Origin of the sequence: Rhodopseudomonas sp. (genome assembly GCF_036404135.1) — a bacterium.
Lineage (GTDB): Bacteria > Pseudomonadota > Alphaproteobacteria > Rhizobiales > Xanthobacteraceae > Rhodopseudomonas_A.
Window position 1 is genome coordinate 1 of the sequence record NZ_DASWPE010000134.1, and the last position, 12126, is coordinate 12126.

Annotated in this window: 10 protein-coding genes and 1 pseudogene; 6 read left to right on the forward strand and 5 right to left on the reverse strand. The window is 64.8% G+C overall.

The genetic code is table 11. The annotated features are described in order from the left end of the window. Positions 1-511 precede the first annotated feature (511 nt). From rpsU to purE, 3 genes are all read right to left on the reverse strand, one after another. A complete protein-coding gene (rpsU, locus tag VGC77_RS16635; RefSeq protein ID WP_331172687.1) occupies positions 512-814 on the reverse strand; it encodes a 30S ribosomal protein S21 in 303 nt (100 codons plus the stop codon). A gap of 165 nt (positions 815-979) precedes the next feature. Continuing rightward, entirely contained in the window at positions 980-2080 is a 1101-nt protein-coding gene (locus VGC77_RS16640) for a 5-(carboxyamino)imidazole ribonucleotide synthase (protein WP_331172679.1), read from the reverse strand. Beyond that, positions 2077-2565, reverse strand: a complete 489-nt coding sequence (gene purE, locus VGC77_RS16645; protein WP_331172680.1) for a 5-(carboxyamino)imidazole ribonucleotide mutase — start codon at positions 2563-2565, stop codon at positions 2077-2079. Before purE ends, VGC77_RS16640 begins: the two co-directional genes overlap by 4 nt. A gap of 120 nt (positions 2566-2685) precedes the next feature. Between purE and VGC77_RS16650 the strand changes: the two genes are divergently transcribed. Further along, a complete protein-coding gene (locus tag VGC77_RS16650; RefSeq protein ID WP_331172681.1) occupies positions 2686-3366 on the forward strand; it encodes a GGDEF domain-containing protein in 681 nt (226 codons plus the stop codon). On the opposite strand, the gene VGC77_RS16655 is transcribed toward VGC77_RS16650, so the two are convergent. Continuing rightward, entirely contained in the window at positions 3356-3562 is a 207-nt protein-coding gene (locus VGC77_RS16655) for a YdcH family protein (protein WP_011474365.1), read from the reverse strand. The genes VGC77_RS16650 and VGC77_RS16655 overlap by 11 nt on opposite strands. Before the next feature lie 346 nt (positions 3563-3908). On the opposite strand from VGC77_RS16655, the gene VGC77_RS16660 reads away from it, so the two are divergent. After that, complete coding sequence (locus VGC77_RS16660; RefSeq protein ID WP_331172682.1) at positions 3909-4091, forward strand: YdcH family protein; 183 nt, start codon at positions 3909-3911, stop codon at positions 4089-4091. 500 nt (positions 4092-4591) lie between these two features. Here VGC77_RS16660 and VGC77_RS16665 read toward each other — a convergent pair whose 3' ends face one another. Continuing rightward, positions 4592-5710, reverse strand: a complete 1119-nt coding sequence (locus VGC77_RS16665) for an NAD(P)/FAD-dependent oxidoreductase (RefSeq protein WP_331172683.1) — start codon at positions 5708-5710, stop codon at positions 4592-4594. Between the two features lie 222 nt (positions 5711-5932). Between VGC77_RS16665 and VGC77_RS16670 the strand changes: the two genes are divergently transcribed. From VGC77_RS16670 to VGC77_RS16685, 4 genes and pseudogenes are all read left to right on the forward strand, one after another. Further along, entirely contained in the window at positions 5933-8617 is a 2685-nt protein-coding gene (locus VGC77_RS16670) for a sensor domain-containing protein (protein WP_331172684.1), read from the forward strand. A gap of 104 nt (positions 8618-8721) precedes the next feature. Beyond that, on the forward strand, positions 8722-9873 hold the full coding sequence (locus tag VGC77_RS16675) for an ABC transporter ATP-binding protein (protein WP_331172685.1): 1152 nt from the start codon (positions 8722-8724) through the stop codon (positions 9871-9873). Next, positions 9870-10784: an ABC transporter permease gene (locus tag VGC77_RS16680; RefSeq protein ID WP_331172686.1), complete on the forward strand. Its 915-nt coding sequence runs from the start codon at positions 9870-9872 to the stop codon at positions 10782-10784. The genes VGC77_RS16675 and VGC77_RS16680 overlap by 4 nt, the downstream gene beginning before the upstream one ends. Before the next feature lie 367 nt (positions 10785-11151). Then, positions 11152-11808, forward strand: a pseudogene (locus VGC77_RS16685) (ABC transporter permease); the annotation flags it as partial. Positions 11809-12126: the final 318 nt, after the last annotated feature.

Genomic DNA, 12126 nt, shown 5'->3' on the forward strand with positions numbered 1-12126 from the left:
ATGCGACACCCCCGTCAAAATCGAAGTGTCGCAAGACAGATCACACGAATTCCCGATTCTGGAATCCCCCCAGCAACACCCGAGTCAATCCGTCGCACCCAAGATGTGTGCATGCCTTAGTGCGCACGCAGGGACCCATAACCCCTGGCGTCCGAGACAACAAACCACCTCGGCCGCGGCCTGTAGAGCTATTTCGGTTCTGAAAGAATCAGAACCGGAGCTCTAGATTCTTATTTTGACGTTTTGACGCGTTTTCTTCACGCGAACCGGGATCCACTTCGCTCGAAAACGCTAAAGCGACTCCGCGCCATAGGGGTCCCTTTGTGCGCAGGGACGACCCGTTGGGACGCTGCGTCCCCCCGCAGTCGATCTACGCGGGGGCCTTTGCCTGCAACGTTACGAGGCTCAAGCGATCGCGCCTCAAGAACCGCCGCACTGCGACCCCACGCACAAACATCGACGCGGGCCGAGCGGCCCGCGTCGATGCAGTCGAAACTGAAATCAGATTGGTTTAGCGCGGGCCACGCGGGCCGGCGCCAGCACCGGCGCCCGGACCACGGCCACGATCGCCGCCGGGGCCAGCGCCGAACACCGGCTTCGGCTTCATCGGCAACAGGCCTTCGCGCTGCAGCTTCTTGCGGGCGAGCTTGCGCGCGCGGCGCACGGCTTCCGCCTTTTCGCGGGCCTTCTTCTCAGAGGGCTTCTCGTAATGACCGCGGAGCTTCATCTCGCGGAAAATACCCTCACGCTGCATCTTCTTCTTCAGCGCCTTGAGGGCTTGATCGACGTTATTATCGCGAACGAGAACCTGCACGCGGCATCCTCTTTCATTAATCGGATTGGAATTCTGAGAAAGCGAAGGGCCGACAAAGGCCATGCCCTCAACCTTAAGGGCGCGGATGTATCAGATCAAAACAGCAAAGTCCACCTCGGAAGCGCAATCTTTCATGGGCTGTGCACCGCGATGGCGCCGCTGGCATCAGGGTTTCTGCGGCTCCACCACGGTGACATGGCCCATCTTGCGGCCGGCCCGGGCGCTGCGTTTGCCGTACAGATGCACGGTGGCGCCGGGCTCCGCCAGCCATTTCGGATAGTCGTTGATCTCGTCGCCGATCAGGTTGGTCATGGTGACGGAACCGTGCCGCAGCGGCTGCGCCAGCGGCCAGCCGGCGACCGCGCGGATGTGCTGCTCGAATTGCGACACCGAGGCGCCGTCCAGCGTCCAGTGCCCGGAATTGTGCACCCGCGGCGCGATCTCGTTGACCAGCAGCACCGGGCCGTCCGGGCTCGGCGCCACGAACAGTTCCACGCCCAGCACCCCGACATAGCCAACCGCGTTGGCGATGGTCTGGGCGATGCCGCGGGCGCGCGCCGCAAGCTCCTCGGGAATCGCCGCCGGCACCCGCGACACCTTCAGGATGTGGTCGCGGTGCTCGTTTTCGGTGACGTCGTAACACACCACCTGGCCGTCGAAGCCGCGCGCGGCGATCACCGAGATTTCCCGCTCGAACGGCACCAGGGCTTCCAGGATTGCCGAGCGGGTGTCGAGTTCGGCCCATACCGCATTGAGGTCACAGCCTTCGCGGATGATCGCCTGGCCCTTGCCGTCATAGCCGAAGCGGCGGGTCTTGATCACCGCCGGCAGACCGATCCGGGCCACCGCGGCCTGCAGCGTCTGCGGCGAGGAGACGTCGGCATAGGCGGCGGTGGGAATCCCGAGCTTGGTGACGAAATCCTTTTCCACCAGGCGGTCCTGGGTCAGTTGCAGGATGCCCGGGTCGGGCACCACCGGCCGGCGCGACGCCAGGATCGCCGCCACCGAGGACGGGATGTTCTCGAACTCATAGGTGATAACGCTGACGTCGTTGGCGAACAGTTCCAGCGCCTCGACGTCGGCATATTCGGCGCAGGTGGCGTATTGCACGACGTCGAACGCCGGCGAATCCGGGTCCGGCGAAAACACCTGGCATTTCAGGCCGAGCCGCGCCGCGGCCAGCGCCAGCATCCGGCCGAGCTGGCCGCCGCCGAGAATTCCGATGGTGTCACCCGGCTTCAGCGTGACCCGTTGCAAACCACTCACGCCAATTCCTCCGGCTGTTCCCGCACCGCCGCGGTCTGCTGCTGGCGCCAGGCCGCCAGCCGCTCGCTCAATGCCGGGTCGTTCAGCGCCAGCATGCTGGCGGCGAGCAGGGCGGCGTTGATCGCGCCGGGCTTGCCGATCGCCAGCGTGCCGACCGGAACGCCGGCCGGCATCTGCACGATCGAATACAGCGAATCCACCCCCGACAGCGCCTTGGATTCGATCGGAACCCCGAGCACCGGCAATTCGGTCAGCGACGCCGTCATGCCCGGCAGGTGCGCGGCACCGCCGGCGCCGGCGATCACGATGCGGTAGCCGGCCGCCTTGGCGCCCTTGGCAAAGGCGTACAGCCGATCCGGGGTACGATGCGCGGAGACGATATGGGCTTTGTGCAGAACGCCGAGCGCGGACAGCGTGTCAGCGGCATGGCGCATGGTATCCCAGTCGGACTGGCTTCCCATGATGATCGCGACGGGGCTGGTCATTCAATCGATTCTTTCGAGAATCCAAAAAGATAGCTGGAAATTATAGGGCCGGGGCTGAAGCTGGCAAGGCACCCGGAATGGACTATCCTTTCTTGGTCAATAGCGGCAAGTCTTGATTCCATGAGCAACAAATCCAGCGCCCCGGTTGCCCGAAAAGCCGGCAGCCGGGCCAAGCCCACAAAAACGGCAGCGCCCACCGCCGAGCAGCTTGCGGCGCGGCTGAAGGCCGCCCATCTGGAAAATCGCAGGCTGAGGGCGCAGCTCGCCGCGGCGCAGGCCAGGCTCGACGAGATGCGGGCCTCGGCCGACACCGATTTTCTGCTGGATATTTTCAACCGCCGCGGCTTCGAGCGCGAGCTCGCCCGCTCGATCGCCTACATCAAGCGCTACCACGCCAGCGGCGCGTTGATCATGCTCGACGTCGACCAGCTGAAACCGATCAACGATCGGTTCGGCCATGCCGCGGGCGACGAGGTGCTGAAGGCGGTGGTCGGGGTGTTGCTGCATCATGTGCGGGCCTCCGACATCGTGGCCCGGCTCGGCGGCGACGAATTCGTGCTGCTGCTGTGGAATCTGACCGAGGCCGACGCCTGCGCCAAGGCCGAGGCGCTGGAAGCCGCGGTCGACGACTTGCAATTGGTATTTGGCGGAGAGCCGGCGTCGACCGGGATTTCCGCCGGCGTCGCGCCGCTCGGACCCGGCACCGACGCCCGCGACGCGCTGGCCGCGGCCGATCGCGCGATGTATGCGCGCAAGGCGATCCGGCATCAGCAGCGCATGGCGGCCGCGATCAGGCGATGATGTCCGGGGTGATCTGATCTTCGATGAAGGCGATCCGGTCGCGCAGGCTGAGCTTGCGTTTTTTCAGCCGCTGCAGCCGCAACAGATCGGGCGCGGGCGAATGATGCAGGGCATCGATCGCCGCGTCGAGGTCGCGGTGTTCCTGCTGCAGCTTTGCGAGTTCGGCGCCGAGTTCGCGCTCATCTTCGTCGGTCATGACTTGATTGACTTGAAATCGCGAAGCGTCGCGGAGGAATGGATCGAATGAAGTATCGCCGTTGCGGGCCGAGCTAGCAAGTCGCAGGCGCACCGCGACGATCCGACATAGTCGAAAACTTTTTGCAAGCGCGACCTCGTGGAAAACCGCACCCGACTAAGCCTGGCCGGCGGTCCATATGTCTCATCTTGCACTTAGGTCGGAAGCCGAACATTCACAATTCGTTGCAGGGCGTTGGGAAATACTAAGCCGTCGTTTTCGAATACCTATCGACAGCCGCAATAGGTCATGTAAGCTTCATGATCCGGATCACGTCTGAGGTTCATTCACACCCAGGAGGTTTGGTATGGCTCTTCAAGCGCATCTCGTTGAACTGGAACGTAAACATCAGGTTTTGGAGACCGAACTGCACGAAGCTCTTGTTCACCTTTCCACAGACGACCTGCGAATTGTTGAGTTAAAGCGCCGCAAACTGATGGTCAGGGACCAGATCATGCGGCTGCGACAAAATGTCGACACGCTGCACTAGAGCGGAGCCCTAGCACAACTACGAGGCCGCCCGCGCCAGCGACCCGACAAGTGATCTGTTCCGTGATCCAACATGATCACTTGCTGGGAGCTGGATCTGCCAGGCATTTTGCGGGACCTGCGTTTGCAGGACTCGGGACCTGCGTTTGCAGGACTGTTTACAAGGATTTGTTGCCAGGATCTGCAAGCGCAGGCGCAAGACCGCAAGCGCAAAACCGAACGAGACCCGGACGAGACCAAAACGATGTCGCCCCGCAAAATGGCGACCGGGTTGGGCCGCAGCATACGCATTCACTTTTCCCCCGTGCTTGAGCGTTTTGCCCCCGCGCCTGAGCGTTCACTTTGCCCCCGTGCCTGAGCGTTCACCTTGCCCGCACGCCCGAGCGGCGGAGCGGCCTTGGCGTATCCCCCTTTAGCGTCTGCCAAGAATAACGTCTGCGCCAAGAATAGAGTCTGACCGAAACAGTCCGACTGCAACAATCTGACGCGGCGCCGCGACGATCAGCCGGCTTGCGCGGGGGCCTCGGCGAGATCGCCAACCAGCTCGGCGATCGCCAGGCACGAGGTCAGCCCCGGCGATTCAATTCCGAACAGATTGACCAGCCCCGCGACGCCATGCTGCGCCGCGCCCTGAATCATGAAATCCTGCACCGCCACCGCCCGCGGCACGATCTTCGGCCGGATCCCGGAATAGCCCGGCATCAGCGCGCCGTCCGGCAGCCCCGGCCAATAGCGGCGGATCGCCGGATAGAACCGCGCGGCGCGCGCCGGGTCGACGCGGTAGTCGATGCTGTCGATCCATTCGACGTCCGGACCGAACCGCGCCTGGCCAGCCAGATCCAGGGTCAGGTGCACGCCGAGCCCGCCGGGCTCCGGCACCGGATAGATCAACCGCGTGAACGGCGCCTTGGCGCCGCAGCTGAAATAATTGCCCTTGGCATAATACGCCGGCGGAATCCGGTCGATCGGCATCGCGTCGATGTTGCGGGCCACCGAGCAGGCGGCAAGCCCGGCGGCATTGATCAACAGCCGGCACTGCAGCGTCATCGCGGCCATGCCGCCGACGTCGAGTTCGAAGCCGGACGGGATCGCCCGGGCGCGCAGCAAAGGCGCATGAAACGCAAACGCCGCGCCGGCGTCTTCGGCGTCGCCGCGCAACGCCAGCATCAGAGCGTGGCTGTCGATGATGCCGGTGGAGGGCGACAGCAGCGCCGCGGCGCAGTGCAGCGCCGGCTCCAGCGCGCGCGCCGCATCGGCTTCCAGAGTCTGCAAATCGTCGACGCCGTTGCACGCGGCATGCGACCTGATCGATTGCAGCCGGTCGATCTCAGCCGCGCTGGTGGCGACGATCAGCTTGCCGCAGGCCCGATGCGGCACGCCATGATCGCGGCAGTAGGCGTACAGCGCCCGCCGCCCGCTGACGCACAGCCGCGCCATCAGGCTCCCCGAGGCATAGTAGATGCCGGCGTGAATCACCTCGCTGTTGCGCGACGAGGTGACCGTGCCGATGGTCTCGGCGGCTTCGAGAACGACGACCTCCAGCCCGGCGCGCGAAAGCCGCCGCGCGATGGCAAGGCCGACCACACCGGCGCCGACCACGACGCATTCAACGCTGTCCATGGGCAGTCCAAAGACGCAAGGCGGGCAAAGTCCGGGTCGTTGCGCATCGCGCGCATCGGCCTGGCGCCTGATTTCCAGGCAGCGCCGGCGCAGCTAGCAAAGTATTTACCATGTCGGGGCAATCAGCCAAGTTTATAGCAGATGCAGCTTTTGCGGTTGATACGTTTACGCGATTCATACTCGTTCCGCACCATACTCCATCGGTAAATATCCGGGTGGTTTATGGCTGGCAACAAAAGGCAGGTGGGTGGCACGCCGCAGCTCGCCGCGTCGGTTGCAGCTTGTCTGTTGGCCAGCGCGGCGACCGCCGGTGCGGCGACGGCCTCCGAATTCACTCCCGCAAGCTACATCGGATCGTTCGACGCGGACGTGATCTGGGAATTGTTGATCGGCGGCTTCGTCGCCGTTTCGTTTCTGGCCTCGATCGCGATCTGGGCGATGTCGAACCTGCGCCGGATCCGGCTCGCGCATCATCGCCGCGGGCTGTTCGTCAGCTCGGCGCTGAACAGTCTCAATCAGGGCGTGGTGATGGTCGACGCCCACGGCCGGGTGATGTTCATCAACGACCGCTATCTGGAGATCTATGGGCTGCAGCGCTCGGATATTGCGCCCGATCTCACCGGCGAAGAGCTGCTCGAACTGCGCCGCAGCCGCGGCGTGCTGGACCTGGCCACCGAGGAATTCTACCGGACCGCGTCCAATCCGGCCGGCCATATCGCCGATCTGCCCAACGGCCGCTCGATCCTGGTGAAGTTCTCCAAGCTGGAGAACGGCGGCTCGATCGCCACCCACGACGATTGCACCCCGCAACGCGAACTGTCCCGGCAATTGGCGACCGCCAAGCAATTCCTGGAATCGGTGATCGACAATATCCCGGTCTGCGTGGCGGCGAAGTCGATCGAGGACGGCAGCTACATCCTGGCCAATCGCGCGTTCGAACAATTCGCCGGGATGCCGCGCGAGCGCATTCTCGGCAAGCGCACCGGCGAGCTGTTTCCGACCAAGACCGCGGCCTGCATCAGCGCCGCGGACCGCGTCGCGATCGAAGCGCGGCAGGGTCCGCTGCGCGCCGAACTGATCGTCGATGTCGGCGGCGGCGACCGCGTCATCGATACCAGGCGGGTGGTGGCCTGCGACGACAAGAACCGACCGGAATTCCTGATCTCGCTGTTCGAGGACGTCACCGAGCGCCGATCGCTGTCGCAGGAACTGTTCAACACCAAGAAATTCCTCGAACAGGTGGTCGACAACATTCCGATCTCGCTCACCGTGCAGAGCGCGCAGGACGGCCGTTATCTGTTCGCCAATCGCGGCGCCGAAGCCATCCTCAACCGCCGCCGCGAGGACGCCATCGGACTGTCGGCGCTGGACATCTTCAATCCCAAGGAAGCCAAGCTGATCGCCGAGCGCGACGCCAATGCGATCCGCCGCCGTTCTTTGATGACCGAGGAGCACCCGATCAGCACCAAGGACGGGCTGCGGCTGTTCCTGACCCGCCGCGTCACCGTGGTCGACGGCGAGGGCGCGCCGCAATACCTGATCAAGACCCATGAGGACATCACCGACCGCCGCCAGACCGAGGCGCGGATGGCGCATATGGCCTACCATGACGGGCTGACCGATCTGCCGAACCGGCTGGCGTTCCTGCAGGCGCTGGCGCAGATGATCGAGGCCTGCCGCGACAGCACCGAGGAATTCGCCGTGCTGTCGGTCGATCTCGACGGCCTCAAGGAGATCAACGACGTGTTCGGCCACGCCGTCGGCGACAAGCTGTTGGTCGAGGTGGCGCGCTGCATCCAGCTGTCGTCGCGCGGCGGCGTGGTGTCGCGGCTCAGCGGCGACGAATTCGGGCTGATCATCGACGGGCCGCAGCCGGCCGCGGCGCTGGACCTCGCCGAAGAAGTCTCGCGGGCGGTGGCGGGCGGATTCCTGATCGACGGCAAGCAGGTGCGGATCGGCGTCACCACCGGCATCGCGGTGTTTCCGGCCAACGGCGCCGACGCCGCCTCGCTGTTGGCCAATGCCGGCGCCGCGCTGTTCCGCGCCAAGGCGAAGCTGCGCGGCTCGGTCAGCCTGTACGAGCCGGAGATGGACCGGCAGATCCGCGATCGCCGGGTGCTGCATCAGGATCTCTCGGCGGCGATCAAGAACGGCGAATTGTCGCTGCATTACCAGCCGCAGGCCAAGGGATCGACAAGGATCGGCGGCGAGGATTTCGTCGGCTTCGAGGCGCTGGCGCGCTGGTTTCATCCGACCCGCGGCTTCGTGCCGCCGAGCGACTTCATTCCTCTGGCGGAGGAGAGCGGGCTGATCGTCGAGATGGGCGAATGGATTTTGCGCGAGGCCTGCCGCGAGGCAGCGTCCTGGAGCAAGCCGCTGCAGATCGCGGTCAACCTGTCGCCGGCGCAATTCCTTAACAGCGATCTGGTGAGCGCGGTGCACGGCATCCTGCTGGAAACCGGGCTGAAGCCGAGCCGGCTGGAGCTGGAAATCACCGAGGGCGTGCTGATCGAGGATTTCGACCGCGGGCTGTCGCTGCTGCGCCGGCTGACCGCGCTCGGGGTGCGGATCTCGATGGACGATTTCGGCTCCGGTTACTCGTCGCTGACCTATCTGCAGGCGTTTCCGTTCGACAAGATCAAGATCGACCGCGCCTTCGTGATGAACCTCGGCCACAATCCGCAATCCGCGGCGATCGTCCGCGCGGTGATCGGGCTCGGCCACGGGCTCGGCGTCTCGATCGTCGCCGAGGGCGTCGAGACCCAGCAGCAGCTCGACTTCCTGGTCGCCGAAGGCTGCGACGCGGTGCAGGGCTATTTCATCGGCAAGCCGGCGCCGATCGAACAATATTCCCGGCTGGTCGGGCTCTCCGGGCCGCGGCTGGCGGTCTCGCGCGCCACCGCTTGACGGCGTCGCCGCGCTTTCCCGCACAAAGCTGTGGCCGCTGCTGCGCCGAGGTTGAGCCCGCCTCGATCCATCGCTAGCCTAGACCCCGGGGGTTGGCTGTTGCGATGACGGATCACCAGGCCACGATCGACGCGACGCCGGCGTCGCCCGAGGCGCCGCTTTTGCGGATCGAGGCGGTCGAGAAGCGGTTCGGCGGCTTCAAAGCGGTCGATGCGCTGTCGCTCGAGATCAAGGCCGGCGAGTTCTTCGCGCTGCTCGGGCCCTCGGGTTGCGGCAAGACCACGCTGCTGCGGATGCTGGCCGGGTTTGAGACCGCGGACGCCGGCCGCATCCTGCTCGATGGCCGCGACGTCGCTTCGGTGCTGCCGCATCAGCGTCCGGTCAACATGATGTTCCAGAACTACGCGCTGTTTCCGCATCTCACCGTCAGGGCCAACATCGCCTTCGGCCTGAAACGCGCCGGGCTGAAGCGGGCCGAGATCAAGGCGCGGATCGCCGAGATGCTGGCGCTGGTGCGGCTCGAGGGGCTGGCGGATCGCCGCCCCGATCAATTGTCCGGCGGCCAGCAGCAGCGCGTGGCGCTGGCCCGCGCGTTGGCGCGACGGCCGCGGCTGCTGCTGCTCGACGAGCCCTTGGCGGCGCTCGACAAGAAGCTGCGCGAGGCGACGCAGCGCGAACTGATCGAGCTGCAGCGCCGGCTCGGCACCACCTTCGTCATCGTCACCCACGACCAGGACGAGGCGATGACGGTGGCCGACCGCATCGGCGTGATGTCGGCCGGCCGGCTCGAGCAGGTGGCGGCGCCGCGGCAGCTCTACGAGGCGCCGGCGTCGCGCTGGGTCGCGGAATTCGTCGGCGACATCAACATTCTCGACGGCGTCGTCGCGGCGCAGGACGCCCATCGCCTGACCGTGACCACGAAGGACGCGGCCACGCTCAGCGTGGCGCCGCCGCGGCAGCCGGTTTCGACCAACGCCGCGATCGGCGTGGCGGTGCGGCCGGAGAAGATCAAGCTGTCACGCCGCGGCCCGGTCGCCGACCCGGCCATCGCCGGCGCGCTGAACCGGCTCGACGGCGTGGTCAGCGATGTCAGCTATCTCGGCGGGCTGACCAGCTACACCGTCAAGCTCGACGCCGGGGCAACGTTGCGGGCGCAGCTCGCCAATACCGCGCGGGTCGAGGTCGACGATTTCGCCCGCGGCCAGCACGTGGTGGCGTGGTTTGCGCCGGACGATTGCGTGGTGTTGCCGCGATGAGTGCGCGGCGGAATTTCACCCGCCCGGCGCGGCTGGCGGCGATTGGCCCGTTCCTCTGGATGCTGGCGTTCTTCCTGGTGCCGTTCGGCTTTGTGGTGAAGATCAGCCTGTCGCAGGCGGTGATCGCGCAGCCGCCCTACCTGCCGCTGTTCGATCTGTCGGTCGGCTGGGAGGCGCTGCAGGCGGCGTTCGCCGCGCTGTCGCTCGACAATTTCCGGCTGCTCGCCGCCGACGAGCTGTATTGGCGCTCCTATCTGCGCAGCCTCGCGGTAGCGTCGTCGTCGACCGCGCTGCTGCTGTTGATCGGCTACCCGATCGCCTACGCCATGGCGCGGCTGCCGCGGCGCTTTCAGGCCTTGGCGATGATGCTGGTAATCGTGCCGTTCTGGACCTCGTTCCTGATCCGGATCTATGCCTGGATCAACATTCTGCAGCACGACGGGCTGCTCAACCAGATGCTGCTGAAGCTGCATCTGGTGTCGGCGCCGCTGGTGTGGCTGTCGACCGATACGGCGATGATGCTCGGCCTGGTCTATTCTTATCTGCCGTTCATGATCCTGCCGCTCTATGCGACGCTTTCGAAGATTCCTCCCGCGCTGCTGGAAGCCGCGCAGGACCTTGGCGCTTCGCCGCGCCGGGCGTTCTGGCTGGTGACCTGGCCGCTGTCGCTGCCCGGCGTCGCGGCCGGTGTGCTGTTGTGCTTCATCCCGATCGTCGGCGAATTCGTGGTTCCGGATCTGCTGGCCGGCTCGGATTCGATGATGATCGGGCAGACGCTGTGGCTGGAGTTTTTCACCAACAAGGACTGGCCGGTGGCCTCGGCGCTGGCGGTGCTGCTGCTGGTGCTGTTGCTGGTGCCGCTATTGGCCTATGAGCGGCTGCAGCGCCGCCAGCTGGAGGGCGGGCGGTGAGGGGCTCTCTGCATCCCCGGCGCCGTTATCCTCAGCGCCGTCATCCTGAGACGCTTGCCCGCTTGGGCGAGCCTCGAAGGATGCGGCCGCGCGTGCAGGCGGCTGCCTCGACGCTGCCTGCAGCCCATCCTTCGAGACGCCCGGCTTCGTCCTCCGGACTTCGCCGGGCTCCTCAGGATGACGCCGGACGAGATGGTGAGGGCGGAGGTGGGCAGGCGGTGAGGGGCCTTGATACTTGCACGGCCTGTTCCCTCCCCCCTTGCGGGGGAGGGTCAGGGAGGGGGGTGGACGAGGGGCTCGGCCTCAATTTCCGACCCCCACCCCCGACCCCTCCCCGCAAGGGGGAGGGGAGCAGAGGGCGCGCGCCATGAAGCTGTCGCGCTTCAACGTCGCTGCGCTGGCGTTCGGATTGGCATTCCTCTATCTGCCGATCGTGATCCTGGTGATCTACTCGTTCAACGGCTCGCGGCTGGTGACGGTGTGGGGCGGCTGGTCGACCCGCTGGTACACCGAATTCTTCAACGACCAGGCGATGCTCGCTGCCGCCTGGATGAGCCTGCGGGTGGCGCTCGCCTCGGCCAGCGCGGCGACGCTGATCGGCACGCTGGCCGCGGTGGCGCTGGCGCGCGGCGGCCAATTCCGCGGCCGCACGCTGTTCTCCGGCATGCTGTACGCGCCGTTGGTGATGCCGGAAGTGATCACCGGGCTGTCGCTGCTGCTGCTGTTCGTGGCGCTCGACGCCGGACGCGGGTTCTGGACCGTGACCATCGCCCATACCACGCTGACGATGTGCTTCGTCGCGGTGGTGGTGCAGTCGCGGCTGGGCGCGCTCGACCGCAGCCTGGAAGAAGCCGCGATGGATCTCGGCTGCACGCCGCTGCGCGCGTTCCTGAGCGTGACGCTGCCGCTGATCTGGCCGGCGATCGCCGCCGGCTGGATGCTGGCGTTCACGCTGTCGCTCGATGACCTGGTGATCGCCAGCTTCACCACCGGGCCGGGCACAGCGACGCTGCCGATCCGGATCTAATAATGATGTTGACATCAAGTCACCAAATTTATTCATCTTTCCACTTACAAAGACATTACTATTATCTTTCTTACTCTTAAAAAATTATGATGGTGAATGGCTTTTTGCAATAATGTTGACTTATTTCCTTCTTGAGATGAAATCAATCAATCATGGCTGCATTATTTTCTATGAGTCCTATTAAAAGCTCTTAGACTAGATGTTTTCCATCCAAAGATTTTCCAAGCATACCGGAATATAGTGACAGAACCTGAGTTTTTTTAGGGGGGCCATGGTTAACCTTAATCTTATGAAATATAAAAATAATTCTTCAAA